The sequence below is a fragment of the Phyllobacterium sp. RCAM01083 genome, from assembly GCF_055685835.1.
In genome coordinates this window covers 737,618-763,406 of sequence record NZ_JBVFZN010000005.1, presented here as the reverse complement: position 1 = coordinate 763,406, position 25,789 = coordinate 737,618, and the positions used below count along the sequence as shown (strand labels likewise).

Below are 25,789 nucleotides of genomic sequence, written 5' to 3'. Positions count from 1 at the left end.
TGCCTCCCGCACCATTATGCGTATAAGCTGGGTTGCTGGGAAGAACTTTGCAACCAGCGCTTGGGATCATCGCGCTTTTCCGATGGGCGGCTCAATATCTCGCACAAATCCTCCAGCGCATCGAGATTGTGCACGGCGCGAAAATCATCGACATAGGGCAGCATGGCCCTGACGCCGCGGGCGCGCGGCTCGAAACCTTCAAAGCGCAGCAGCGGGTTCAGCCAGATCAGGCGGCGGCAGGATTTTGCCAGCCGTTCCATCTCCGCTTCAAGCCCGCTGGTTTCCTCGCGCTCAAGGCCATCGGTAATCAGCAGAACCACCGCCCCCTGCCCAAGCACCCGGCGCGACCATTGGCGATTGAACACACGCAGCGTCTCGCCGATGCGCGTTCCGCCCGACCAGTCGTGCACGGCGCCGGTGCAGTGCGCAATCGCATCGTCCGGGTCGCGGTAACGCAGCGGGCGGGTGATGTTGCTGAGGCGCGTTCCGAAGACAAAACAATGCACGCGGCGGCGCTTGGCCATCATCGCATGCATGAAATGCAGGAAAATGCGGGTATACTGGCTCATCGAGCCGGAAATATCCGCAAGAACCACCAAGGGCGGGTGAATTTCCCGCCGCGACCGGAATTTCGGCAGGATGAGGTCGCCGCCGGTTTTCAGGCTCGATCGCATCATCGCCCTGGGATCGATGCGTGGGCCCTTCGGATCAGCCCGGAAACGACGCGTCGGCACTTCATCGACCGGCAGGCGGAGCTGATCCATGGCACGCCGCGCCTGCGCCAGTTCATCGGCGGTCATCTGGGCGAAATCCTTCGACCGCAGCACTTCCCTGCCGGAAAAGGTGAAACGCGCATCGATATCGATGTCCGGCGGCCGCTCTTGCGGCGCATTGCGGGCCGTGCCCTTGAACAGCGCTTCGGCAACACGCGCTTCCGCCGCCTTCGGCTTCGGCCGTTCCCGTGCCACGGCAACCGGCGAGAACATTGCCAGCATTTTCTCGATCAGTTCGCGCGAGCGCCAGTACAGCCGGAATGCCTCGTCAAAGGTGGCGTGATCCTCGCGCCTGGTGACAAGCACGCTGTGCAGCGTCCAGTAAAAATCGTCGCGCGAACCGATGCCGCCGGCAAGCACCGCCTCGATGGCATCCTTGACCGCTGCCGGGCCGACCCGCAAACCTGCCTTGCGCAGGGTCCTGGCAAAATAGACGATATTGTCCGCCAGCCGGCTGTCCTGCCGGGGCGTTTGTGGGGAAGAAGCGAATGTCTCCATATCAAGCCGCGTTCAATTCTGCCTTGACCTCATCGAGAATGCGCCGCCCTTCGCCCGTTGCGATGCGCGCAATATCGTCCTGATATTTTAGCAGCACACCGATGGTGTCGGAGATGGTTTCCGGATCGAGCGCCAGCTTGTCCATTTCGGTCAAGGCACCCGCCCAGTCGATGGTTTCGGCGACGCCGGGCAGCTTGAAAAGGTCCATGTCGCGCAATTTCTGCACGTAGCGGACAATTTCCGCCGACAGCCGCTCATTGGCGGCAGGCACCTTGCGCCGGACGATTTCCAGCTCCCGTTCCGCCGAGGGATAATCCACCCAGTGATAGAGACAGCGGCGCTTCAGGGCGTCGTGGATTTCCCGCGTGCGGTTGGTGGTGATGATGACAATCGGCGGTTCGGCGGCGACAATGGTGCCGAGTTCCGGCACCGTCACCTGATAGTCCGACAGAACTTCCAGCAGAAAAGCCTCGAAGGCCTCATCGGTCCGGTCCAGCTCATCGATCAGAAACACCGGCGCCCGGCCAGGTTGGCCCGAAAGCGCCTGCAGAACCGGCCGCCGGATCAGGAATTTCTCGGAAAAGACATTGCGTTCGATGGCTGCCTTGTCGGCTATGCCTGTCGCCTCATCCAGCCTGATCTCGATCATCTGTGCGGCGTAATTCCATTCATACACGGCCGAGGAGATATCGAGGCCTTCATAGCATTGCAGGCGGATCAGCGGCCGATCCAGCGTCGACGCAAGAACCTTGGCAATCTCGGTCTTGCCGACACCGGCTTCGCCTTCGAGAAACAACGGCCGTTTCATCCGCAGGCTGAGAAACAGCACCGTCGCCAGCGCCCGGTCCGCCACATAGCCGCCGGTTTCAAGCAGTGCCAGCGTCGCGTCGATCGATTGCGGCAATGATGAAACAGTCTGGTCGGCCATGAAATCTCCGTTTTGGACCTATTCCCCTACACCATGATAGGAGCGGTTGAGATAGACAAGCGACTGGCCGCGCTCCCCGGTGTTGAGCGCGGTGACCTTGCCATAGATGACATAATGCGTGGCAACCTCATGGGTGGCAATGATGCGGCAATCAAAACTGGCAAGTGCATTCATCAGCACCGGTGCGCCGGTCTGCAGCGTTTGCCACTGCCCGAGGGCGAACCGGTCTTCCTGCGGCAAATCCCCCTTGCCGGAAAAGGCCTCGGAAATCGCCCGCTGGTCCGCCGAAAGCACGTTCAGCGCGAAAACCTGGTTTTCGATGAAGAGATGATTGAATTCGTGCTGCCGGTTCAAACAGACAAGAATGGTGGCCGGATTGTCGGACACGGAACATGCGGCAGAAATGGTCACCCCGCGTCTGCCCGCCGGTCCATCGGTGGTAATGACGTGGACTGCTTCCGCAAAATGACTCATGGCATTGCGGAATGCGAGAGGTTCTATTTTCTGGTCCTTGGCGATGAGCACAGTTTTATTTCCGTTGTCCAAATCATCACTAACGCAACACGCGCCCGAACTATAGCTGTAGAATATTTTTTCTGCGGCTTGGACTCTTTCCGGCGGAACGAGCCAATATTATCGCGCTATGCTTACCCTTTTATATAGAGCCGGATTGCACAGAGTGAAGGAAACAGTTACCCAAATCGAAAGTTTCGTCATCCGCCATCTCGAAGGTACGGCAATATCGCAATGAATCCCATGATACGAGCCGCGACGCTTGGTCTGTGCCTGTTGTTCGGCAGCGTCGCCTATGCACAGGACAAGATCGGCGTCGTTGCACCGCTCTCCGGTTCCTTTGCGCGGCTTGGCAATCAGTTGGTCGACGGTGCCAATGCCGCGGTTGCCGGCAACAAGCAGGGGCAGGACATCAGCGTTGTGACCGCCGACGACAAATGCGATGCGGCAGGCGGGGCCGCCGCCGCCCGGGAAATGGTGCTGGCCAATGCGACGATTGTGGTCGGCTTTCTCTGCACGGAATCGCTTGAAGCCGCCCTGCCCATCCTCGGGCAGAAAGGCATTGCCGTCATTACACCCGGGGTTCGGGATTTGACCCTGACCGAAATGCGCGCAGATACGCCCTATCCGGTGTTCCGCATTGCCTCCTCCGAACGCAATGCCGCCCGTGAGACCGGCGACATACTGGTGAACCTCTGGCGGGCAACACCCTTCGCCATCATCGACGACGGCACGATTTTCGGCCGTGAGATCGCCGCCACGGTGCGGGGGCGCCTCGAGGAAAAGGGACTGAAGCCTGTGTTTGCCGATACCTATCGCCCCGGCCTCGACAATCAGAACGCGCTGGTCGGGCGCCTGAAGCGGGCCGGAGCGACACAGGTTTTCGTCGGCGGCGAACGGGATGACGTCGCTGCCATCGGCCGCAGCGCCGTCGTGCTCAACTATCCCCTGACGATCATCGGTGGTGAATCGCTGAAAGCGACCGCCAGCGGCGGCGATCTGTCCGTGGGAACGCTGATGATTGCACCGCGCGATCCGGAGACCCTCGAAAGCGCCCGCAATGCCAGCAACGCCATGGAACTCGCCGGCAAAGTGCCCGAAGGTTATGCCATTCCCGCCTACGCCGCAGCGGAAGTTGCCGTCCAGCTGCTGACAACCGCGCAGGCCCAGGCCGCTTCCCTATCCGATCTTCTCAGGAAAAACGTCTTTGAAACCGCCATCGGCCCCGTGCAGTTCGACGCCCGCGGCGAGCGCATTGCCGATACGTTTCGCCTGCAGCGCTATGATGGAAAACAGTTCGTGCAGGAGACCAACTGATGCCGCTGAAGACGGGGCCGCGCAATCTCATCACCGATGTCGCTGGTCTGAGCATCGGCAATGCCGCGGATGCAACCATCAAATCGGGAACCACCGTCATCCTCTGCGATGAACCCGCGACGGCCGCCGTACAGGTTCTTGGCGGCGCGCCCGGCACCCGGGAAACCGATCTGCTCGAGCCGCACAACACGGTTGAAACCATCAATGCACTGGTTCTGTCAGGCGGTTCCGCCTTTGGCCTCGATGCCGCATCGGGCGTGCAGGCGGCGCTGCGCGAAAAGCGCATCGGATTCAAGGTTGGCGGCCAGCGCATTCCGATCGTCCCTGCCGCCATCCTGTTTGACCTGATCAATGGCGGCGACAAGGATTGGGGCCTTTATCCGCCCTATCGCGAGCTTGGCTATCAGGCCGTGCAATCCGCATCGCGCGATTTTGCCCTCGGCAGCACCGGCGCCGGTACGGGCGCGCTGGTGACCGGCCTGAAGGGCGGGCTCGGTTCGGCCTCATCCATCCTGCCGAATGGCGCGACAATGGGCGCGCTGGTGGCCGTCAATGCGCTGGGATCGGTCACAGTCGGGCGCAGCCGCCACTTCTGGGCCGCTCCCTTCGAGATTGGTGACGAGTTCGGCGGACTTGGCCTGCCGCATCCGCTTCCCGCCGACGCGGCGGAGATCAAGACAAAATTCAAGGAAGCGGCAACGGACACCAACACGACCATCGGTGTCATCGCCACGGACCTGCAATTGACCAAGGCACAGGCCAAACGTCTCGCCATTGCGGCGCATGACGGCTTTGCCCGCGCCATATGGCCCTCGCATACGCCATTCGACGGCGATCTGGTGTTTGCCCTTGCAACCGGCACCGCCGGCCGCGCGCCCGAGATCGACGAATTCATCGAATTGTGCGCAGCAGCGGCTTCCACCATGGCACGGGCCGTCGCGCGCGGCGTGTTTGCGGCAACAGCGGCTCCAAACGACCTGTTTCCTGTGTGGAACACCCGGCCCTGACGGTTTTCATTGTGCGGTCCGGACGCGCGTGGTAACGGGCGCGCACAACATTTCTACCGGAGAACGCCATGAGCCGCCCGCTTGTCATCGCCCCGTCCATTCTCGCTTCCGACTTTTCGAAGCTCGGTTCGGAAGTCACCACCGTGCTCAAGGCGGGTGCTGACTGGGTGCATATCGACGTCATGGACGGCCATTTCGTGCCGAACATCACCTTCGGCCCCGAAGTGGTCAAGGCAATCCGCCCGCTGACCTCCGCGGTTTTCGACACCCATCTGATGATTGCGCCGTGCGATCCCTATCTCGAAGCCTTTGCCAAGGCGGGATCGGACATCATCACCATTCATGCCGAGGCCGGACCGCACGTCCACCGCTCGCTGCAGGCCATTCGCGCCCTTGGCAAGAAGGCCGGCATCGCCATCAATCCGGGGACGCCGGAATCTGCCATCGAATATGTCCTGAGCGACGTGGATCTGGTGCTGGTCATGACCGTCAATCCCGGCTTTGGCGGCCAGAAATTCATTTCCGAGACTCTTGAGAAGATCCGCAAGGTCAAGACGATGATCGGCGACCGCCCGATCGATCTGGAAGTGGATGGCGGAATTACCGCCGACACCGCCGGATTGGCAACACAGGCAGGCGCCAATGCGCTGGTTGCCGGTTCTGCCGTGTTCAAGGGCGGATCGGAAGCAAGCTACCGCGCCAATATCGAGCTGATCCGCAACGCAACCATCAAGGGCTCGTGATGCGCCTTTCCCTCCTGCTTCGCGCCGCCCTCACCGTTCTGGTCGTGGGTTTTTCGCCAGTGGCGGCACGGGCAGGAGATGTTGCAAAACTTGACATTCTTGGCTTTTCCAAAGACGGCAAGGTTTTTGCCTTCGAGGAATACGGCGTCCAGGATGGTTCCGGTTTTCCCTACGCCAACCGCTATTATATCGACACGGCAACCGACGCCTTTCTTCCCAAGACACCGGTGCGGGTGCGCCTCGACGATGAAAAGGCCTCTCTCACCGATGCCCGCGAAAAGGCTGGCCGGGATGCGCAGGGGCTGACCGGGCTTGCCGACACGGAACTGCGCGCCAATGCAGGCGATACGGTCGCAGCCAACCCGATCACCGAACTGTCGGCCGACAAGTTCAAGACAACGTTCAATCCGCGCCCGGTTTTCCCTCCCATGGACGAGCCGCTGACGGTGCAACTGCAGGAAATCGATGTCCCGCGCCCGGACAAATGCCCGGAACCGGAGATGTACAAAGGGTTTCGCCTGACGATCCAGCAGGGCGCATCCACCGATATCAGGACGCTGCACGAAGACAAATCCATTCCGTCGAGCCGCAATTGCCCGCAAGGCTACAGCATCGGCGCCGTCCAGACCTTCTATCTGCCGGATGGCAAACCTGCCCTTGCCATTCTGATCGCAGTCCGTTCAATCGGCTTTGAAGGCCCCGATTACCGCTGGCTGGCGGTCACCACGCAACAGTGATTCACGGCCATATAGCTGTGCAGGCTGAAAAGCCACGTTGAGTACGGCGGCTTGGTCTGTTAGAGCAGGTCTCACACTCATCCGCCCATCGATTGCCTATAGGAACACACAATGATCCCGCGTTATTCGCGGCCCGAAATGGTCGCCATCTGGTCCCCGGAAACGAAATTCCGCATCTGGTTCGAAATCGAGGCCTATGCCTGCGATGCGCTGGCGGAACTCGGCGTCATTCCCAAGGAAGCTGCTGCGACAATCTGGGAAAAAGGCGGCGCCGCGACATTCGATATCGACCGCATCGACGAGATCGAGCGTGAGACCAAGCACGACGTCATCGCCTTCCTGACGCATCTGGCTGAGATCGTCGGCCCCGACGCGCGCTTTGTCCATCAGGGCATGACCTCGTCCGACGTGCTCGATACCTGTTTCAACGTCCAGCTGATGCGGGCCAGCGACATCCTGCTGGCTGACCTCGACAAGCTGCTGGCAGCACTCAAGAAGCGTGCCTTCGAGCACAAGGACACGGTCACCATCGGCCGCAGCCACGGTATCCATGCCGAGCCGACCACGTTCGGCGTCAAGCTGGCACAGGCCTATGCCGAATTCGAGCGCTGCCGCACCCGTCTCGTGGCCGCACGCGCCGAGATCGCCACCTGCGCCATTTCCGGCGCTGTCGGCACATTCGCCAATATCGATCCCTATGTCGAAGAGCATGTGGCCAAGTCGCTGGGCATGGAGCCGGAACCGGTCTCCACGCAGGTCATCCCGCGTGACCGCCACGCCATGTACTTCGCCACGCTCGGCGTCATCGCCTCGTCCATCGAGCGCCTTTCCGTTGAAATTCGCCACCTGCAGCGCACGGAAGTTCTGGAAGCGGAGGAATATTTCTCCCCCGGCCAGAAGGGTTCGTCCGCCATGCCGCACAAACGCAATCCGGTGCTGACGGAAAACATGACCGGCCTCGCCCGCATGGTGCGCGCCTTTGCCCTGCCCGCCATGGAAAATGTGGCGCTCTGGCACGAACGCGACATTTCGCATTCATCCGTCGAGCGCATGATCGGCCCGGACGCGACGATCACGCTTGATTTCGCCCTTGCCCGCATGACCGGCGTCATCGACAAGCTGCTGGTCTATCCCGACAACATGCTGAAAAACATGAACAAGTTCCGTGGCCTGATCCACTCCCAGCGCGTTCTGCTTGCCCTCACGCAGGCCGGTGTGTCCCGCGAGGATTCCTACCGCCTCGTTCAGCGCAACGCGATGAAGGTCTGGGAACAGGGCAAGGATTTCCTCGAGGAGCTGCTGGCCGACGCGGACGTCCGCGCCGCGCTGCCGGAACAGACCATCCGCGAGAAATTCGACCTTGGCTATCATACCAAGCATGTCGACACGATTTTCAGGCGCGTGTTCGGCGAAGCTTGAACGCGTCGCATTGATCAAAAGAAAAGCCCGCGGTTTCGCGGGCTTTTTATTGGCAGAAAGCGGTCAGGCCTTTGCCGGTACGATGCGCATGACATTGCCCCAGGGATCGACGATTTCCCGCTCGTCCCGGGCATCGCTCGACACGAATTCGGCCCAGGCGAGACCGGAACGGTCATTGTCCCGCTTGCCCGCACCCTTGCTCTGCCAGGAATTGGCAGCAACATGGTGATGGTAGCCGCCGGTGGACAGGAACACGGCACTGCCGCCGAAACCGGCAACAGTCTGCATGCCGAGCTCACGATGCCACCATGCCTCCGCGTCCCCGGCATTGCCGACCCGCAGATGCAGATGGCCAACCATGGCGCCATCGGGCGCGCCATTCCATTCCGCCGTATCCGGCTTCAGCGCGCCAAGCAGATTACCGACATCCAGCGCAGCGGTGCCCATCTCGACGGATGAACCGTTCCATTTCCAGTTCTCATGCGGGCGATCCGCGTAAATCTCGATGCCATTGCCTTCCGGGTCCGTCAGATAGATGGCCTCGCTGACAATATGGTCCGATGCGCCGACAATCGGCGTGCGCTGGTCGATGGCGCGCCGCGCCCACCGGGCAAGATCGACCCGGCGCGGCAGCAGAAAAGCCGTGTGATAAAGGCCAGCGCTGTGCGGATCGTCGGCACGGATCGCCGCCGCCTGCTCGATTTCGAGCAAAGGCGTCTCACCTGCTCCAAGGATGATCGTCTGCCCCTTGCGGGAGAGTTCCCGCAAGCCGACAACCTCGCTGTAATATTTCGCCAGCTGATCGGCATCCCTCGCCTTGATGCCAACTTTTGACACATGGGTCGGGGCCGTTGCTGCAAAGGGAACACTGTTCATATCTGTCTCCGCGCGGGCTGATCCCGCAATCGCCTGGAAAGCCAGCATACCGGCACCGCCGGCGACATCTCTGCGTGTGACCTTCATGTGCACTCCCGGCGATCCACCTGTTACATTGCATCTAAAGTCGGTCGTTACATCAACAGATACAAGCCGCGCAGCGGCGAACAGCATGTTCACCATTCGCGAACCATCAAATCCGGATTGTTTACAATCTTGTGGCGTTGCGGTTCCCCGATATTTTTCCTAAATGGGGAGCATGAAAGTCAAAGACGCTGATATCCTCATCATTCCCGGTTACACCAATTCCGGTCCCGATCACTGGCAGACACGCTGGGAGGCCAAGCTTTCCACGGCACGGCGCGTCGAGCAGAAGGAATGGTCGAAGCCTGTGCTTGCGGACTGGGTGGCGGAAGTGGTCAAGTCCGTCAACGAAGCGACTCTGCCCGTTGTCGTTGTCGCGCATTCCCTGGGGGTGCCGACCTTTGTGCACGCATTGCCGCAGATCGGCAGCAAGATCAAAGGCGCTTTCCTGGTGACGCCGCCTGATGTGTCAAACCCGAAAATCCGGCCGAAGCACCTGATGACATTCGGCCCCTACCCGCGCGAGCCGTTCACATTTCCATCCATCGTCGTTGCCAGCCGCAATGATCACTATTGCGAATATGCCGTTGCAGAAGACCTGGCGGCGGCCTGGGGATCCCTGTTCATCGATGCCGGTGAATCAGGCCACCTCAATGCCGAATCCGGCCATGGACCCTGGCCGGAAGGCACGATGGTCTTTGCGAAATTTATTTCGCAACTATGATTTAATCGCTGCCAGCAATGTCTGCACGCCCAGTTGCAGATAGGCCGTGTCGACGGAGATCGGCACATAGGTGAAACCGAGACCGGTGAACCGTTTTGCCAGTTCGGCATTGGGCGCGTAGATGCCGCAGAGTTTGCCTGCGGCGCGTGCCTTGGTGGCGATTTCCCGCAGCGGCTCAATGATCGCCTGCGATCCGGCATCCACCTCGGCTCCGTTGCTCCAGCCGATTGAGAAATCCGCAGGGCCGACAAAAACGCCGTCGATACCATCGATGGCCAGAATACCGTCCAGCGCGGCAAAGGCGGCACGTGTCTCGATCATGGCGAAAGCCAGCGTCTTGGCATTGACCTCAGTCAGATAGCCGCCGGAACCGCTGGCGCCATAGCTTGCCGGACGCCCGCGCAACTGCCCCCACGACCGCTCACCGACCGGCGGGTATTTCATGGAAGCAGCAAAACGCCGCGCGTCTTCAACCGAATTGATCATCGGGGCGATAATGCCCTCGGCGCCGAAGTCCAGTGCCCGGCTTGCCATGTCGAACCGGTCGACGGGAATGCGCACCACCGTATGCTTGCCTGCGCTCTGGATGATACCGATGCTTTGCAGAACCGATTCCGTATCGAACGGGCCGTGCTGCATGTCGAGCATGAAGGCGGTGAAATCCGTCCGGCACAGGGTTTCCATGACCAGCGGATGAGGCAGGTTGCACCAGGCGGAAAAAACCGTTTCTCCCGCCCTCAGACGTGATGCTAGCGACATGATCTCTCCCGGAAATTGTTGCTGATGGCCGACTCGGCTTGTAGTCCGATTCTGACATTTGCCCCCTTTTGATACAAGCCGCTCAGGCAAATGTCAGAATCAAAGGACCATTGGGGGCGAAGCAAAAACAACGGGATAGTGCCAACAAAAAACCGCCCTGGAAGGGCGGTTTTTACGAAGACCGATCCGGACAGATCAGGATCCCTGGATCTGGCGGATGGCTTCTTCCAGCATTTCATCCATTGTACGGCGGATGCGGTGGTCGGATTTGTCGACACCTGCCGCATCGAAATCGGCGCGGATCTTGCGGAAAACGTCGTCATCACCGGCTTCCTGGAAATCCGCCTTGATGACTTCAAGCGCATAGGCTTCCGCTTCTTCGCCGGTCTTGCCCAGCTTTTCCGCTGCCCAAAGGCCAATCAGCTTGTTGCGCCGTGCCTCTGCCCGAAAGCGAACCTCCGCGTCATGCGCATATTTGCTTTCAAAGGCATTTTCGCGATCTTCCATTGTCATCCTCTCTTGCTCCCGCAAAATGAATTGGTCATTCCGGTGAAAGATGCCTCCCCGGTCTTGGCGTTTTTAGGGCAAGTCCCTGATAGGCATTGTTTCTTAGGTTCATATAACCATTCTGCACGAAATCGGAAGTCTGAAATGAAACTCTTCAGGCAAACATGGGTCACATTGTCGTAAAAAGCCCATATAACCCGTAAATCCGGGGACCTACTAAGGGATCGGCACCATTAATCTGGTCGAAATGGTACGCGGCCATTTGTTCGGATCCGAGGAGCAAAGGCGATGGGAATGTTTATCCATTCTCAAGTCCTTTGCGACGATGGAGCCGGGCAAATGGACCATATCCTTCGGACGCCGAAACGGCTGCAAGCTGCAGTGTCGAGCCGCTCGGCCGGGGGAAAGACCCCGCCCTTCGCACCTCTCCTCGCATCTTCTTGCCGTTTCTGGCGCCATTTCGATCATATTAATGGTGCCGATCCCTAAAGTATCATTGTAGAATGCTTGCTTTTACGATAGTTAGCGCGCCAACATGACGGCTGTGACCAAGGCCGACCGATAACTCCAATACCAGAGACCTGCAATGAACCGTCGCCGCCGTGTCTACGAAGGCAAAGCCAAAATCCTTTACGAAGGACCCGAGCCAGGAACGCTTGTCCAACATTTCAAAGACGACACCACCGTGCTGCATCCAAAGAAGCACGAAGTCATTGATGGCAAAGGTGTTTTGAACAACCGGATTTCCGAGTACATTTTCACCCAGCTCAACCGCATGGGTATTCCGACGCACTTCATCCGCCGCCTCAACATGCGTGAGCAGCTGATCAAGGAAGTCGAAATCATTCCCCTGCAGGTGGTCGTCCGCAACATTGCGGCGGGTTCGCTGGCAAAACGTCTTGGAATCGAAGAGGGCACGGTTCTGCCGCGCTCGATCATCGAATTTTACTACAAAAACGACGTTCTGGACGATCCTATGGTCTCCGAAGAGCACATCACGGCCTTTGGCTGGGCTGCGCCTCAGGAAATCGATGACATCATGGCACTGGCCATTCGCGTCAACGACTTCCTCAGCGGCCTGTTCCTCGGCGTCGGTATCCAGCTCGTCGATTTCAAGATCGAATGCGGCCGTTTGTGGGAAGGCGACATGATGCGTATTGTCGTCGCCGACGAGTTTTCCCCCGATTCCGCCCGCCTGTGGGACAGCCAGACCAGCGAAAAGCTGGACAAGGACCGGTTCCGTCGTGATATGGGCGGTCTGATCGAGGCCTATCAGGAAGTCGCCCGCCGCCTGGGCATCATGAATGAAAATGAACAGTTGCGGCCAACCGGGCCGGTTCTCGTTAAATAATCGCTGATTGAACAATCTCGGAGAAGACGATCGATGAAGGCACGTGTCACTGTAACCTTGAAGAATGGCGTTCTTGACCCCCAGGGCAAGGCAATTGTCGGCGCGCTGGGCAGTCTTGGTTTCGATGGCGTTGCATCCGTACGCCAGGGCAAGATCTTTGATGTGGAGATCGACACCAAGGACCGCGCCGTTGCCGAAGCCAACGTCAAGGCGATGTGCGAAAAGCTGCTCGCCAATACGGTCATCGAAGATTACGCGGTGGAGCTCGTTTAAAAAATGAAATCAGCTGTCGTTCTTCTCCCGGGCCTCAATCGCGACCGTGACATGATTGCGGCGCTGACGAAAATCTCCGGCCATGCACCGCAGACGGTCTGGCAGACGGACACCGAAATTCCTGATGTCGATCTGATCGTCATTCCCGGCGGGTTCTCCTATGGCGACTATCTGCGCTGCGGAGCCATTGCCGCGCGCATGCCCGTCATGCAGGCGATCCGCGAGAAGGCCGACAAGGGTGTCATGGTCATGGGCGTGTGCAACGGCTTCCAGATTTTGCAGGAAGCGGGCCTGCTGCCCGGCGCCCTGATGCGCAACGCGTCGCTGAAATTCGTCTGCCGTGAAGTGAAGCTGGAAGTGACCAATGCCAACACCGCCTTCACCCGCGGTTATTCGCATGGCCAGATCGTCCGCTGCCCGGTTGCCCATCATGACGGCAATTTCTTCGCTGACGAAACGACTTTGGCCCGCATCGAAGGCGAAGGCCAGGTGGTTTTCCGCTATGCGGAGGGTACAAACCCGAACGGCGCGATGAATGACATCGCCGGTATCATCAGTGAAAAAGGCAATGTTCTCGGTATGATGCCGCATCCGGAGAACCTGATTGAGGCTGCCCATGGCGGCTCCGATGGCCGCGCCCTGTTTGCGGGCATTCTTGGGATTGCCGCCTGAGTAAAATTCTATACGCTTGAGCAATGCCGTTCCGGCCCGCCATGGGCCGGAACGGCACTCAAACGGAGGAATTGAGAATGAAACTGTATTCGCGGCCGCTCTCCCCCTACTCCTCGATTGTTCGTTGCATCGCCTACTACAAGAAGGCACCCATCAAGGTCGTAGCGCCGCCGCCGGGTTTTCCGATACCCGAAGAGTTCCGCAGCATTTCCCCGTTCAACCGTATTCCGGTGCTGATTACAGGCTCGGGCCTGACCATCATCGAAGCCACGGTTATCTCCGAATATCTCGAAGAACATTTTCCCGAACCGGTTCTGCTGCCGGCGGATTCGCGTGACCGCGCCGTGGTGCGCATGGCTGCCCGTATCGCCGAGCTGGAAATCCTCGTTCCCGTCATGGAACTTTTTGAGCTCGTTCACACCAAATCCAAGGACGATACGCGGATCACCAAGCTTTTTGCCCGGCTGGAAGCCGGTTTGCGTGAAATCGAACACCGCATGGGAGATGGCCCCTATGCGCTGGGCAAGCAGATGACCATGGCGGATGCCTGGCTGACGCCGATCCGCTTCCTGTTCAACCATTTCCGGGTGATGACGCGCCGCTCGCGCCTGCTCGAGCCATTTCCGAAATTCGATGCCTATGAGCAACTGATTGTTCAGGATCCGGTGCTATCGCTGGTCTGGTTCGAGATGACGGATGCCTTGAAAGTGTTCCTCGGGGAACTTGAGGCAAGCTGATCAACCGCCCTTGTATCATTGGAGATAGCTGGATGAAAATGCAGACGATTGGCGTTGCCATGATGACTTCGCTCGTGGCGCTCGCCGGATGCCAATCACCCAGCAAGCCGGGGCCTGGCTCTCTGGCCTTCGGTTCGGACAAGGCCGCCCTCGCTACCATGGAGAGGGTGGCCCTTGCCGCCAATAATTGCTGGTTCAAGTCGAAGGATTCGGCGTTCAAGCCCTACCATCTCGCGCCGGAGCTGAATTCCTATTCCGGCCGCCCGCGCATCCTGGTCGTCCCGGCGGGCAATCCCGGCGGCCGTCCGCTGCTGGTTGTTCACGCTGAAGGCAACCCGGCCAAGGTCGAGGCCTTCGGCCCGCTGATGGGACATTCCATGGGAAATCGCATTGAATCCGACATACGCCGCTGGGCAGCAGGGCAACCGTCCTGCACCGCGCGCGGCTGATAAATGGAAACGCAAGCCGGTGCGGTCACGCGCCGGCTTGAGGCATCACATCGACAGATAACGGTCGAGATCGGCTTCGACGTGATCGCGGGTCAAGGCAAGATCCTTGAGCCCTTCGTCGCTCAGCTTGCCGAGCTGAAGCCGCGTGCGCCGTTTCATCAGGGCGCTTTCCACCCAGCCGGCAAACTGTGACAGGAAGTCCGGCTGTGAAGCATAGGTCAGCCCCCGGATAGCGGGACGGTTAGGTTCTACAAAAGTCGTACCCATATGCGCCTCCCTGAAACGATTGAATATGCAATATATAGGTAAATCACAAAAGATTCATTCAATATTACTGAGGGCGGGTATCAGTAATTCTCATTGGCAGCGACGGCGGTTGCTTAATTCAAGAAGCAGTCGGCCATACCGGATGTTCAATCCCAGAAAAATCGCTTGGATTCCTGCCGTGCCTGCGCTGGCGATACACCGATATCCAGCAATTGCTCATCGCTGAGTTCGCTCAAATGCACGCGGCTGCGCCGTTTGGCGGTAGCATGCAACATCCAGCCCAGAATTTGACGCAGGACTACCGCCCTACTCCGGGACAATTTGGGCAAAGCAATACCGCGCGCATTGCTTACACCGGCGGATTTTCTTCTGATTGCACCAATTGTACTCATCATAACCATCCTATCAAGCCGAATTGACTCGAATTGTATCGCTAATTGTAATGGATTGACTCAATTGGAATCGCAATATACATAATTGTCACCATGACAAATTGGCTTCCGGAACTGAAACACGGCAAAGGCCCGCTTTATCTGCAGCTGGCGGAGCGGATTGAATCGGACATTGCCGGCGGCGTGCTTGCACCGGGCACGAAATTGCCTCCGCAGCGCAATCTCGCCTTCGATATCGGGGTGACAATCGGCACAGTCGGTCGGGCGTACAATCTCATCCGCGAGCGCGGTCTTGTCAGCGGCGAAGTGGGTCGGGGCACCTATGTCATTGACCACAAGGAGACGAAGCTGATCCAGCTTCCACCCGCCCAGCACTCCGAACCCTTCGGCGGTACGCGCAGCGCCGTCATTGCGCCCGGCAATATCCGGCTCGACAGCACGGCGGCAATCGACGTCGGGCAATCGGTTGTGATGGACCGCTTTCTGCGGGATATCACCCGGTCCTATCCCGGCGAAATCGCCAGCTATTCCCGCACCCTGCCCCCGTCATGGCAATTGGCGGGAAGCCGCTGGCTCGGGTCGGCGGAATGGCGGCCCGATGCCGCTTCGATTGTACCGACGCTCGGGGCGCATTCCGCCATTCTGGCGATCATTGCAGCGGTTACCACACCGGGTGACCGTATCGCCTTCGAGGATTTGACCTATTGTTCCGCCGCGCGCAGCGTCAATCTGATGGGGCGGCGCAGCATCATCATGAACACCGAGAACGGCAGCGCCACACCGGATGACTTTGAACGGCTCTGCGCCCAGCAGCACCCGAAACTCGTGTTTCTGATGCCGTCGCTGCAGAATCCGACGGCCACAACCCTCTCCGAGGAACACCGCCGCGCCGTTGTAGAGATTGCCCGGCGTTACAATGTCTGGATCATCGAGGACGAGATTTACGGATCGCTGCTCTGCCTTGATCACGTCAAGCTTGCCGAACTGGCGCCGGAGCGAACCTTCCACATTGGCGGCCTGTCGAAATCCGTTGCGGCGGGTGTGCGCGGTGGCTGGGTTGCCTGCCCGCCGCATCTGGCATCGCGCGTGCTGACGGCCCACAAGATGGTCACCGGCGGCATGCCGTTCCTCATGGCGGAACTCGGGGCGCAACTGGTTAATTCCGGCGAGGCCGACGCTATCCGGGTCAAGGTCCGGGAAGAAACCACCGAGCGGGAAGCACTGGCGCGATCGATCTTTGCCGGTTTCGATATCAACTCGCATCCCTATTCGCCGTTTATCTGGGTGAAACTGCCGGAACCATGGCTGTCGGCGACCTTCAAGAGCGCGGCGCTCAATGAGGGTGTCCTCATTGACGACGAGGACGAATTCAAGCCAGGCCGGACGGAAAAGACCTTCCACCGGGTGCGGTTTGGCTATTCGGTGCCTGCAACGCGCGGTGAAGTGGAAAACGGCCTGTCCATCCTGCGCCGTCTGATGGAAACCGACAATGCGAGCTATGACAGCTATTCGTGAGTGCTCTGAAGGCTATTGCGTAAGCATTGTGCGTGGTTCGACAAGCTCACCATGAGGGAGGGTCAGGATTGCAAGGAGTTATATTCTGCAACCTTTGCGATTGGCATTGCAGCCAAACCACTCCCCTCATGGTGAGCTTGTCGAACCACGTACCAAGCGCCATGCAAGGCTGATACGATTTACCATCTGACACCACCTGTTGACGAAACGCGGCAAGCGACAATTTTTCCGCGTTAGACGGTGTATTCCCCTCGCAAATTGCTCTAAGAGAACCCAAGAAAAGCGCAATGGAATTGGTATTACCGATGGTTCTCTCCAACACAATCCAGATCACGCCGGAACTCGTTGCTTCGCACGGGCTCAAGCCGGACGAATATCAACGCATTCTCGACCTGATCGGACGTGAACCCAGCTTTACCGAGCTCGGCATCTTCTCGGCCATGTGGAACGAGCATTGCTCCTACAAATCCTCGAAGAAATGGCTGCGTACCCTGCCGACAACCGGACCGCAGGTCATTCAGGGTCCCGGCGAAAACGCCGGTGTTGTCGATATCGGCGATGGCGACTGCGTTGTCTTCAAGATGGAGAGCCACAACCACCCGTCCTATATCGAGCCCTATCAGGGTGCGGCGACCGGTGTCGGCGGTATCCTGCGCGATGTGTTCACCATGGGTGCCCGGCCCATCGCGGCCATGAACGCGCTGCGCTTCGGCGCTCCATCGCACCCGAAGACGCGCCACCTCGTATCGGGCGTGGTCGAAGGCGTCGGCGGTTACGGCAATTCCTTCGGCGTTCCGACCGTGGGCGGTGAAGTCAATTTCGATGCCCGCTACAACGGCAACATCCTGGTCAACGCTTTTGCCGCCGGCCTTGCCAAGACCAATGCGATCTTCCTGTCCGAAGCCAAGGGCGTCGGCCTTCCCGTTGTCTATCTCGGTGCCAAGACCGGCCGCGATGGCGTTGGCGGTGCCACGATGGCATCGGCGGAATTCGATGAATCGATCGAAGAGAAGCGCCCGACCGTTCAGGTCGGCGATCCCTTCACGGAAAAATGCCTGCTCGAAGCCTCGCTGGAACTGATGGCATCGGGTGCCGTCATCGCCATTCAGGACATGGGCGCTGCGGGTCTCACCTGCTCCGCAGTGGAAATGGGCGCCAAGGGCAATCTCGGCATCCGGCTCAACCTCGATGACGTGCCGGTGCGCGAAGAGCGCATGACCGCCTATGAAATGATGCTGTCGGAAAGCCAGGAGCGCATGCTCATGGTTCTGCGCCCGGAAAAGGAAGCGGAAGCCGAGGCCATCTTCAAGAAGTGGGGCCTGGATTTCGCCATCGTCGGCTACACCACGGACGATCTGCGCTTCCGCGTCATCCATCAGGGTGAGGAAGTCGCCAATCTGCCGATCAAGGATCTTGGCGATCAGGCGCCCGAATATGACCGTCCATGGATGGAACCCGGCAAGCATGCACCGCTGCCCGCCGCCAGCGTTCCCGATGTCGACGATTACGCCGCCGCACTGCTGAAGCTGATCGGCTCACCCGACCTGTCGTCGCGCCGCTGGGTCTACGAACAGTACGACACGCTGATTCAGGGCAATTCGCTGCAGGTTCCCGGCGGCGATGCCGGTGTGGTGCGTGTCGAAGGTCACCGCAGCAAGGCGCTTGCCTTCTCCTCCGACGTCACCCCGCGCTACTGCGAAGCCGATCCCTATGAGGGCGGCAAGCAGGCTGTCGCCGAATGCTGGCGCAACCTGACGGCTGTCGGCGCTGAACCGCTCGCTGCCACCGACAATCTCAATTTCGGCAATCCGGAACGTCCTGAAATCATGGGACAGCTGGTCAAGGCCATTGGCGGCATCGGCGATGCCTGCCGCGCGCTTGCCTTCCCCATCGTTTCCGGCAACGTGTCGCTCTATAACGAAACCAACGGCCAGGCGATCCTGCCGACACCCACCATTGCCGGTGTCGGACTGATCCCTGACTGGTCCAAGACAGCCAAGATCGGCGGCATGCACGAGCGTGACGTGCTGATCCTCATCGGCGGCGACGGCACGCATCTCGGCCAGTCGGTCTACCTGCGCGACCTGCATGGCCGTGCCGACGGCCCGCCCCCGCCGGTCGACCTCAACATCGAGAAGCGCAACGGCAATTTTGTCCGCTCGGCCATCCGCAACGGCCAGATCACCGCCTGCCATGACCTGTCCGATGGCGGGCTTGGCATTGCGCTCGCCGAGATGTGCATGGCTGCGGCCAAGGGCGCCAAGGTCACCGTCGGTGAAGGCCCGGCACATGCCCTGCTTTTTGGTGAAGATCAGGCGCGTTATCTCATTGCCGTTGCGCCTGACATGGCCAACTTCGTCACGCTCAATGCCGAGGGGTCGGGCGTTCCGTTCCGCAAGCTGGGCACGGTCGGCGGCAGCACATTGACGATCGAGGGCCTCGCCTCCATATCAGTAGCAGACCTGACAAAAGCACACGAATCGTGGTTCCCTGACTACATGAGCGGTCAGGACGGCGAAGAAACACAGGCCGCATGATCCTGTCCCGATAAAGGACAGGCGAAAGTTTGGGAGACAGAACATGGCTATGGACGCGCGCGACATCGAGAAAATGATCAAGGACGCGATTCCTGACGCGCAGGTGACCATTCGCGATCTGGCAGGCGATGGTGATCACTATGCCGCGGAAGTCGTCGCCGAGAGTTTTCGCGGCAAGTCGCGCGTTCAGCAGCACCAGATGGTCTACGATGCGCTCAAGGGCAATATGGGGGGCGTCCTGCACGCCCTCGCCCTGCAGACCAGCGCCCCGGAATAATCACTTCGAATAATCACTTCTTTGCGAACACGGCGAGAATCGGCCCCACGGGGTCGATCCCGCCAATCAGGGTCTTGCGGTTATTGGCGACTGCCGAGATCGTACCGTCGAGAAAGAGCGCGTTGGCGCAATTCAGCCCGTCCCTGAACAGACGGGCGAAACTTCCCAGACTCACCGGCTCGATGGATATTGCCAGAATGACCGTGTTGGCGTCGCGAACGCCGACGGCGTTGCGGATCAGGCGTGATGTTCCGTTCGGCTCGAACCGCGGATGCACCTGCCCGTTGATGACCAGCATTGGCCCCGACTGGGTGGCTATGCGGACATCGGGCTTTGCGGCATCAAACGCCGCTGTTTCCAGAATCCCGGCGGAACCGTCCTTCCCGATGAAGAAAACCCCGTTCGGTTTCATGTAGAAATTGCCGTCGCCGTCATCGGTCTGCAGTTCCGATGTCTCCTTGCCATCCTCGACATAGAGGCCGACCGGAGAAAGGTCCTTTTCATACATGCCTGCATTCATCGCCAGGATCGGGCGTGTGTCCAGCAGACGGGATTCCATGAACGTCTTCAGCGATCCGTAGGGTTCGCCGTCGGTTCCCGTGCGCACCAGATCGATGCGATGCGAGCGCAGGTCGATCTCGCAGACGATGGAATCGACATCCTCGAAGGTCATCTTCCGGCAAATGTCGGGCAGATCGCCATCGGAGATATTGATCGGCGGGTTGGGGGCAGGCTTGGGCGGTGATACCGGGCGCATGAACCAGAAAATTCCTCCCAAAATTGCCAGAACGACGAAGCTGACCGCTATAATGATACGAGATGACACAGTGACCAGCCTTGTTTTGCCAGATTTGAAGCGCTATTTGTTTAAACGAGATCAATTTGGACCATTGATGACGATTCGTTGTCATTTGGTATGAAAGGTTGCCGAAATGAGCGGTATCAATGAATTTATCGACAATGAGGTCAAGAGCAACGACGTCGTCCTTTTCATGAAGGGAACGCCGGGCTTTCCGCAGTGCGGCTTTTCGGGCCAGGTCGTGCAAATTCTTGACTACATCGGCGTCGATTACAAAGGCGTGAATATTCTGACATCCAATGAACTGCGTCAGGGTATCAAGGATTATTCCAACTGGCCGACCATCCCGCAGCTTTATGTGAAGGGCGAATTCGTCGGCGGTTGTGATATCATCCGTGAAATGTTCCAGGCAGGCGAGCTACAAACCCTGCTCAGCGAAAAAGGCATCGCCACCAAGGCGGCCTGACTACGCAACAGTTTCAATCGGTTCCGGGGAAATCCGGAATCATTTTCTCAAGGCGTCGGCTATTCCGACGCCTTTGTCTTTGTTTTACAGGTCTCATAATGGATACCACCACACAAACGACAGCGCCGCGCCTGATGGGCATGGGCAAGGTCGAATTCATCGGAATGATGGCCATGCTCATGGCGATCAACGCGCTTGCCATCGACATCATGCTGCCCGGCTTGCAGCAGATCGGCGCAAGCCTTGGCGTAACGAATGAAAACCACCGGCAATACGTGATTTCAGCCTATCTGCTGGGCTTCTCGGTATCGCAGCTGTTCTATGGTCCGCTGTCCGATCGCTTCGGCCGCCGCAAGCCGCTTCTGTTCGGTCTGGTTGTCTACGTCATCGCCGCAGCCAGCGCGGCCTTCGTGCCAAGCTTTGCCTCCCTGCTCCTCTTCCGCCTGATCCAGGGTATCGGTTCGGCCGCCACCCGCGTCATCACCATTTCCATCGTCCGTGACGTCTATGGCGGGCGGCAGATGGCCGAAGTCATGTCGCTGATCATGATGGTGTTCATGATCGTACCGGTTATCGCACCGGGCACGGGTCAGGCCGTCATGCTGTTCGGCGACTGGCACCTAATCTTCATGTTCATGGCTGTCGTGGCGGCTGCTGTGACCGTCTGGATGTATTTCCGCCTGCCGGAAACCTTTGATCCCGCCGACCGGCGTCCATTTACGCTGGCATCGGTTGCGCAGGGCTTCAAGATCGTTCTGACCAACCGGGTGGCGCTTTGCTATACGCTGGCCAGCGCCTTCCTGTTCGGTTCGCTGTTCGGTTTCATCAACTCGGCCCAGCAGATCTATATCGGCATCTATGATCTCGGCATCTGGTTCCCGGTGGCGTTTTCATCCATCGCGATCATGATGGCGTTTTCGTCCTTCGTGAACTCGCGCTTTGTCGGCCGGTTCGGCATGCGCCGCCTGTCGCACGGTGCGCTGATGGGCTTCCTGACGATCAACACGGTCTGGCTGCTCTTGACCATATTCGGTCCGCATCCGACACCGTTCCCGATCTATCTCCTGCTCTTTGCCATGGCGATGTTCCAGTTCGGCTGGATCGGCTCCAACTTCAATGCGCTTGCCATGGAGCCGCTCGGCCACGTCGCCGGGACGGCGTCGTCAGTGCTTGGGTTTATGGGAACGGCAGGCGGCGGCGCCATCGGCGCCATCATCGGCCAGTCCTATGACGGGACAACCCTGCCGCTGGTCATGGGTTTCTTCGTTGTTTCGGTGATCGGCCTGATGTTCGTGCTGATTGCCGAGAAGGGCAAGCTCTTCCATCCCCACAATCCGCGGGTTTAGATCCGCGGATTATTCAGACCAAAGAGTCCGGCGCAAATCCTGCCAGTTCGCCTTGTCGGGCGCAATCAGCAGGCCGCCGTCCAGATGCCTTGGAAGATAGGCAGAACCATCGAAGCGGGCCGCATGGCCGCCCGCTTCCTGATGGATGAGAACACCGGCCAGATGATCCCACGGCATCAGCTTGTTGAAGACAGCGAAGTGCGCATTGCCCGAGGCGATCAGCCGGTATTCATGCGCGGCACAGCGGAAACCGAACGATGCCTTGCACTTGGCATGGTTGCGCGCCAGCATCGACCGCAGGGGATCGGCCAGGAACTGCCATGAAATCGCACCCAGCATCTCGTTGACCGCTGCTGGCGGCGCGACAGACACTTTCTGCCTGATATCAAAGGCCGAGCGGATGTGGCTGCCCGCCCCTTTGACGCCGATGATCCAGTCCTTGCCGACGGGATCGTGAATGATCCCGGCCACCGTCTCGCCATTGACCACGACCGCAAGCATCACGCCAAACAGCGGCACGCCGGTGGCAAAATTATAGGTGCCGTCGACGGGGTCGATGATGAAAGCCAGCGGCGCGTCCTTCAGCTTGCCGAGCAGCGATGCATCGAGTTCGCAGGCTTCCTCCCCCAGCACGAAGGCATCGGGATAACGCTCGCGCAGCCGCGCCGTGATCACCCGTTCGGCGCTGGTGTCGGCTTCGGTCACCAGATCAAGCGCCGAGGTCTTCTGCTTGATATCGCCGGTGCCGAGCTGGCGAAAGCGCGGCATGATTTCCTGAACCGCAACGGCGGCAAGCAGATCACTCAACCAATCGATGTCATTGTCATTAAACTGCACTGGCTTCGGCTCCGTGTGTGGCAAGACCGGCAAAGTCAAAGATGCTCCGGTCGAGAAGATGGCTCGGTCGCGTATTGGCAAGCGCGCGGATCATGATTTCCTTGCGGCCCGGCATGCGCTTTTCGATATCGCTCAGCATTGCCTTCATCATGTTGCGCTGCAGGCCGTCCTGACTACCGCAGAGATCGCAGGGGATGATCGGAAACTGCATCGCCGCGGCAAATTTTTCCAGGTCGTCCTCGGCGCAGTAGCTGAGCGGCCGCAGCACCATGACATCACCCTCGTCATTCAAAAGTTTCGGCGGCATCGCTGCCAGCCTGCCGCCATGGAAGAGGTTCATGAAGAAGGTTTCGAGAATATCCTCGCGGTGATGGCCGAGCACCAGCGCCGAACAGCCCTCTTCCCGCGCCACACGGTAGAGATGGCCGCGCCGCAGACGCGAACAAAGCGAGCAATAGGTCTGGTTTTCCTGCACCTTGTCCGTGACGATCGAATAGGTGTCCTTGTACTCGATGCGGTGTTCAATGCCGTTCTTTTCAAGGAATTCAGGCAGGATATGCTTGGGGAAATTCGGCTGTCCCTGATCGAGGTTGCAGGCCAGCAGTTCCACCGGCAGCAGGCCCCGCCATTTCAGATCGAGCAGCAATGCGAGGAGCCCGTACGAATCCTTGCCGCCGGAAAGCCCGATCAGCCAGCGTTCGCCGGGCTTGACCATGGCGAAATCGTCGATGGCCTGCCGCGTATTGCGCAACAGGCGCTTGCGCAGCTTGTTGAACTCGACGCTGGACGGCACCCCGAGAAACATCGGGTGGCAACCGGCGGCATCGGTCAATTCCTGATCGTGAATGGTCATCGTAACACCTCTGGCGCCTTCATTGCCTTGGCTTGAAGGCGAAGGCAAGGGATGATTGCGGCTCAATCACCCCCCTCTGGGTTGCCACCCATCTCCCCCACAAGGGGGGAGATCAGCCTTCATTGCTGTTTCAGTTAATCTTCAACGCTGAAAATGACGCGATATCCCCAATGCCGATGTGATCTCCCCCCTTGTGGGAGAGATGTCCGGCAGGACAGAGGGGGTGAAAACCACCCTAATGCCCGAACACCGACCAGCCCGTCCTTTGCGCCAGCAGTTCCAGTGCAGCCGAACCAAGCAGCGAATTGCCGTTCTCGTTCAGCCCCGGCGACCAGACGGCAATCGATGCTTTGCCCGGCGCAATGGCGAGAATTCCGCCGCCAACGCCGCTCTTGCCGGGCAGGCCGACGCGATAGGCGAAATCGCCCGAGCCGTCATAGTGCCCGCACATCAGCATCAGCGCATTGATGCGGCGTGCCCGGCCGGATGACACCACACTGCCGCCGCTCAGCGGATTGCGGCCAGCCGAGGCCAGATACAGCCCCGCATGGGCCAGTTGCCGGCAGGACATGGCGATGGCGCAGTGATGGAAGTAGACGCCAAGCACGTGTTCGGCCGGATGGTTGAGATTGCCGAAGGAGCGCATGAAATTGGCCAGCGCCACATTGCGGTAACCCGTATTGGTCTCCGACCGCGCGACATCGTGATCGATGGCGATGGTCTCGTCATCGGCGAGATAGCGGATGAACTGGACGATTTCACCGATTGCCTCCTTCGGCAGGTGTCCGGCCAGGACGACATCGGCCACGGCGATCGCCCCGGCATTGATGAACGGATTGCGCGGCTTGCCCTTCTCCTGCTCCAGCTGGACGATGGAATTGAAGGCATTGCCCGAGGGCTCGCGGCCAACGCGCTTCCACAACCCGTCGCCGATCTTGCCGAGCGCCAGCGTCAGCGTGAACACCTTGGAAATACTCTGGATGGAAAAGGACGTATCCGCATCGCCTGCTGTATGCACCTGACCATCGACGGTGCACAGGGCCAGCCCGAACTGTTTCGGATCGACCGTGGCCAGTTCCGGAATATAATCCGCCAGCTTGCCCTCGCCGATGCGGCTGGCAAGATCCTGGTAGACACTGTCGACGACATCCTGAAGATCGGTCATGCGCGCTCCGGCAAGGGATAAGACAAAAAAAGCCGCCCGGATTTCTCGGGGCGGCTTTTCTTAAACTCAGAACTGATTAACGCGAATAGAATTCGACAACCAGGTTCGGTTCCATCTGTACGGCGTATGGCACATCGGAGAAGGCCGGAACGCGGGTGTACTTGGCAACCATCTTGTTGTGATCAACTTCGAGATATTCAGGAACGTCACGCTCAGCAAGCTGAACGGCTTCCAGAACGATCACGAGCTGCTTCGACTTTTCGCGCACTTCAATCACGTCACCTGCCTTGCAGATGTAGGACTGGATGTTGACGCGGCGGCCGTTGACGTTGACGTGGCCGTGGTTGACGAACTGGCGCGCAGCGAAGATCGTCGGAACGAACTTGGCGCGGTACACCACTGCATCCAGGCGCGACTCGAGCAGGCCGATCAGCTGTTCGCCGGTATCGCCCTTGCGGCGGGCGGCTTCTTCGTAGGTCTTGCGGAACTGCTTTTCCGAGATGTCGCCGTAGAAGCCCTTGAGCTTCTGCTTGGCGCGCAGCTGTACGCCGAAATCGGAAAGCTTGCTCTTGCGGCGCTGGCCGTGCTGGCCGGGACCATATTCACGACGGTTAACCGGGGACTTCGGACGGCCCCAGATGTTTTCGCCCATACGGCGATCAATTTTATACTTGGACGATTCGCGCTTGCTCATCGCATTTCCTTTCAACCAAACACAAATCGAAGCTTGCGCCCCGATTCAAGGAAACGCGCCCTCCTCTGCCTCCTGTTTTTGAAGACTGACAGAATGATTCACGCACGCTTTGCGAAATCACTCACGGGACACGTCAAATGAAACGCAGAGCTGTTAAGCCCTGCGCTGGGGTGGCTTCTAGTGTGAAGGTTTCGCGATGTCAAGCGAGACGGCGCATTTCACGGGTTTATAAAGTTTGAAACCGATCCGGCGCATCAGACGTTAGGCTAGACGC

At 59.2% G+C, this 25,789-nt stretch carries 29 protein-coding genes; 16 read left to right on the top strand and 13 right to left on the bottom strand.

The genetic code is table 11. From position 1 onward, the window contains the following. Window positions 1-14 precede the first annotated feature (14 nt). From ACZ25R_RS10335 to ACZ25R_RS10325, 3 genes are read right to left on the bottom strand one after another with little or no spacing between them, the layout of a single operon-like run. Complete coding sequence (locus ACZ25R_RS10335; RefSeq protein ID WP_472460915.1) at window positions 15-1,271, bottom strand: vWA domain-containing protein; 1,257 nt, start codon at window positions 1,269-1,271, stop codon at window positions 15-17. A 1-nt stretch (window position 1,272) separates the two neighbouring features. Then, the gene (locus ACZ25R_RS10330; protein WP_472460914.1) at window positions 1,273-2,199 is read right to left on the bottom strand and encodes an AAA family ATPase; all 927 of its coding nucleotides are present in this window, start codon (window positions 2,197-2,199) and stop codon (window positions 1,273-1,275) included. Between the two features lie 18 nt (window positions 2,200-2,217). Next, window positions 2,218-2,718, bottom strand: coding sequence for a flavin reductase (locus ACZ25R_RS10325; RefSeq protein WP_374042771.1), 501 nt, complete (start codon window positions 2,716-2,718; stop codon window positions 2,218-2,220). A gap of 237 nt (window positions 2,719-2,955) precedes the next feature. On the opposite strand from ACZ25R_RS10325, the gene ACZ25R_RS10320 reads away from it, so the two are divergent. The 5 genes from ACZ25R_RS10320 to purB all read left to right on the top strand — a co-directional run bounded on the left by ACZ25R_RS10320 (window position 2,956) and on the right by purB (window position 7,935). Next, entirely contained in the window at window positions 2,956-4,029 is a 1,074-nt protein-coding gene (locus tag ACZ25R_RS10320; protein ID WP_472460913.1) for a branched-chain amino acid ABC transporter substrate-binding protein, read from the top strand. Beyond that, entirely contained in the window at window positions 4,029-5,036 is a 1,008-nt protein-coding gene (locus ACZ25R_RS10315; protein ID WP_464660945.1) for a P1 family peptidase, read from the top strand. The genes ACZ25R_RS10320 and ACZ25R_RS10315 overlap by 1 nt, the downstream gene beginning before the upstream one ends. Before the next feature lie 68 nt (window positions 5,037-5,104). Next, the gene (gene rpe / locus ACZ25R_RS10310; protein ID WP_472460912.1) at window positions 5,105-5,779 is read left to right on the top strand and encodes a ribulose-phosphate 3-epimerase; all 675 of its coding nucleotides are present in this window, start codon (window positions 5,105-5,107) and stop codon (window positions 5,777-5,779) included. Then, window positions 5,779-6,516: a DUF2259 domain-containing protein gene (locus ACZ25R_RS10305; RefSeq protein ID WP_472460911.1), complete on the top strand. Its 738-nt coding sequence runs from the start codon at window positions 5,779-5,781 to the stop codon at window positions 6,514-6,516. The genes rpe and ACZ25R_RS10305 overlap by 1 nt, the downstream gene beginning before the upstream one ends. Window positions 6,517-6,627: 111 nt before the next feature. Further along, window positions 6,628-7,935, top strand: coding sequence for an adenylosuccinate lyase (gene purB, locus ACZ25R_RS10300; RefSeq protein WP_223612979.1), 1,308 nt, complete (start codon window positions 6,628-6,630; stop codon window positions 7,933-7,935). 63 nt (window positions 7,936-7,998) lie between these two features. Here the strand turns inward: purB and ACZ25R_RS10295 are convergent, their stop codons facing one another. Further along, on the bottom strand, window positions 7,999-8,898 hold the full coding sequence (locus ACZ25R_RS10295; protein ID WP_472460910.1) for a VOC family protein: 900 nt from the start codon (window positions 8,896-8,898) through the stop codon (window positions 7,999-8,001). Window positions 8,899-9,070: 172 nt separating this feature from the next. Here ACZ25R_RS10295 and ACZ25R_RS10290 point away from each other — a divergent pair, with 172 nt between their 5' ends. Next, window positions 9,071-9,619, top strand: coding sequence for an RBBP9/YdeN family alpha/beta hydrolase (locus ACZ25R_RS10290; protein ID WP_223612977.1), 549 nt, complete (start codon window positions 9,071-9,073; stop codon window positions 9,617-9,619). Here the strand turns inward: ACZ25R_RS10290 and ACZ25R_RS10285 are convergent. Both ACZ25R_RS10285 and ACZ25R_RS10280 read right to left on the bottom strand, forming a co-directional pair. Beyond that, window positions 9,614-10,378: an HpcH/HpaI aldolase family protein gene (locus tag ACZ25R_RS10285; RefSeq protein ID WP_472460909.1), complete on the bottom strand. Its 765-nt coding sequence runs from the start codon at window positions 10,376-10,378 to the stop codon at window positions 9,614-9,616. The genes ACZ25R_RS10290 and ACZ25R_RS10285 overlap by 6 nt on opposite strands. A 195-nt stretch (window positions 10,379-10,573) precedes the next feature. Continuing rightward, the gene (locus ACZ25R_RS10280) at window positions 10,574-10,891 is read right to left on the bottom strand and encodes a DUF1476 domain-containing protein (protein ID WP_223612975.1); all 318 of its coding nucleotides are present in this window, start codon (window positions 10,889-10,891) and stop codon (window positions 10,574-10,576) included. A 580-nt stretch (window positions 10,892-11,471) separates the two neighbouring features. Here ACZ25R_RS10280 and purC point away from each other — a divergent pair. From purC to ACZ25R_RS10255, 5 genes are all read left to right on the top strand, one after another. Beyond that, a complete protein-coding gene (purC, locus tag ACZ25R_RS10275; RefSeq protein ID WP_105732451.1) occupies window positions 11,472-12,236 on the top strand; it encodes a phosphoribosylaminoimidazolesuccinocarboxamide synthase in 765 nt (254 codons plus the stop codon). A 33-nt stretch (window positions 12,237-12,269) separates the two neighbouring features. Then, window positions 12,270-12,509, top strand: coding sequence for a phosphoribosylformylglycinamidine synthase subunit PurS (gene purS / locus ACZ25R_RS10270; RefSeq protein ID WP_105732450.1), 240 nt, complete (start codon window positions 12,270-12,272; stop codon window positions 12,507-12,509). A 3-nt stretch (window positions 12,510-12,512) separates the two neighbouring features. Further along, complete coding sequence (purQ, locus tag ACZ25R_RS10265) at window positions 12,513-13,181, top strand: phosphoribosylformylglycinamidine synthase subunit PurQ (protein WP_182549117.1); 669 nt, start codon at window positions 12,513-12,515, stop codon at window positions 13,179-13,181. A gap of 77 nt (window positions 13,182-13,258) precedes the next feature. Beyond that, window positions 13,259-13,918, top strand: coding sequence for a glutathione S-transferase family protein (locus ACZ25R_RS10260; protein ID WP_472460908.1), 660 nt, complete (start codon window positions 13,259-13,261; stop codon window positions 13,916-13,918). Window positions 13,919-13,950: 32 nt separating this feature from the next. Continuing rightward, window positions 13,951-14,367 carry a hypothetical protein gene (locus ACZ25R_RS10255; protein ID WP_472460907.1) on the top strand — a complete coding sequence of 139 codons (417 nt, stop codon included), beginning with the start codon at window positions 13,951-13,953 and terminating at the stop codon, window positions 14,365-14,367. Window positions 14,368-14,412: 45 nt separating this feature from the next. Here the strand turns inward: ACZ25R_RS10255 and ACZ25R_RS10250 are convergent, their stop codons facing one another. Both ACZ25R_RS10250 and ACZ25R_RS10245 read right to left on the bottom strand, forming a co-directional pair. Further along, on the bottom strand, window positions 14,413-14,634 hold the full coding sequence (locus tag ACZ25R_RS10250; protein ID WP_223612972.1) for a DUF1127 domain-containing protein: 222 nt from the start codon (window positions 14,632-14,634) through the stop codon (window positions 14,413-14,415). A gap of 146 nt (window positions 14,635-14,780) precedes the next feature. Beyond that, window positions 14,781-15,026, bottom strand: coding sequence for a DUF1127 domain-containing protein (locus ACZ25R_RS10245; RefSeq protein ID WP_472460906.1), 246 nt, complete (start codon window positions 15,024-15,026; stop codon window positions 14,781-14,783). A gap of 93 nt (window positions 15,027-15,119) precedes the next feature. Between ACZ25R_RS10245 and ACZ25R_RS10240 the strand changes: the two genes are divergently transcribed. The 3 genes from ACZ25R_RS10240 to ACZ25R_RS10230 all read left to right on the top strand — a co-directional run bounded on the left by ACZ25R_RS10240 (window position 15,120) and on the right by ACZ25R_RS10230 (window position 19,355). Continuing rightward, complete coding sequence (locus ACZ25R_RS10240) at window positions 15,120-16,541, top strand: aminotransferase-like domain-containing protein (RefSeq protein ID WP_472460905.1); 1,422 nt, start codon at window positions 15,120-15,122, stop codon at window positions 16,539-16,541. Between the two features lie 305 nt (window positions 16,542-16,846). Beyond that, window positions 16,847-19,078 carry a phosphoribosylformylglycinamidine synthase subunit PurL gene (purL, locus tag ACZ25R_RS10235; RefSeq protein WP_472462473.1) on the top strand — a complete coding sequence of 744 codons (2,232 nt, stop codon included), beginning with the start codon at window positions 16,847-16,849 and terminating at the stop codon, window positions 19,076-19,078. A gap of 43 nt (window positions 19,079-19,121) precedes the next feature. Beyond that, window positions 19,122-19,355, top strand: coding sequence for a BolA/IbaG family iron-sulfur metabolism protein (locus ACZ25R_RS10230; protein WP_223612969.1), 234 nt, complete (start codon window positions 19,122-19,124; stop codon window positions 19,353-19,355). A 13-nt stretch (window positions 19,356-19,368) separates the two neighbouring features. Here the strand turns inward: ACZ25R_RS10230 and ACZ25R_RS10225 are convergent, their stop codons facing one another. Continuing rightward, on the bottom strand, window positions 19,369-20,112 hold the full coding sequence (locus ACZ25R_RS10225) for a phosphodiester glycosidase family protein (protein ID WP_403176100.1): 744 nt from the start codon (window positions 20,110-20,112) through the stop codon (window positions 19,369-19,371). Window positions 20,113-20,287: 175 nt separating this feature from the next. Between ACZ25R_RS10225 and grxD the strand changes: the two genes are divergently transcribed. Continuing rightward, window positions 20,288-20,620 (top strand): Grx4 family monothiol glutaredoxin, encoded by a 333-nt coding sequence (gene grxD / locus ACZ25R_RS10220; protein WP_105732441.1) that lies wholly within the window; start codon window positions 20,288-20,290, stop codon window positions 20,618-20,620. 140 nt (window positions 20,621-20,760) lie between these two features. Next, window positions 20,761-21,966, top strand: a complete 1,206-nt coding sequence (locus tag ACZ25R_RS10215) for a multidrug effflux MFS transporter (RefSeq protein ID WP_346305307.1) — start codon at window positions 20,761-20,763, stop codon at window positions 21,964-21,966. Window positions 21,967-21,975: 9 nt separating this feature from the next. On the opposite strand, the gene ACZ25R_RS10210 is transcribed toward ACZ25R_RS10215, so the two are convergent. The 4 genes from ACZ25R_RS10210 to rpsD form a co-directional block, all read right to left on the bottom strand. Continuing rightward, window positions 21,976-22,803: an inositol monophosphatase family protein gene (locus tag ACZ25R_RS10210; protein WP_472460904.1), complete on the bottom strand. Its 828-nt coding sequence runs from the start codon at window positions 22,801-22,803 to the stop codon at window positions 21,976-21,978. Beyond that, the gene (gene ttcA / locus ACZ25R_RS10205) at window positions 22,793-23,656 is read right to left on the bottom strand and encodes a tRNA 2-thiocytidine(32) synthetase TtcA (RefSeq protein ID WP_472460903.1); all 864 of its coding nucleotides are present in this window, start codon (window positions 23,654-23,656) and stop codon (window positions 22,793-22,795) included. The genes ACZ25R_RS10210 and ttcA overlap by 11 nt, the downstream gene beginning before the upstream one ends. Window positions 23,657-23,891: 235 nt before the next feature. Beyond that, complete coding sequence (locus ACZ25R_RS10200; protein ID WP_472460902.1) at window positions 23,892-24,821, bottom strand: glutaminase; 930 nt, start codon at window positions 24,819-24,821, stop codon at window positions 23,892-23,894. Between the two features lie 76 nt (window positions 24,822-24,897). Next, on the bottom strand, window positions 24,898-25,515 hold the full coding sequence (gene rpsD, locus ACZ25R_RS10195) for a 30S ribosomal protein S4 (protein ID WP_105732437.1): 618 nt from the start codon (window positions 25,513-25,515) through the stop codon (window positions 24,898-24,900). Window positions 25,516-25,789 lie beyond the last annotated feature (274 nt).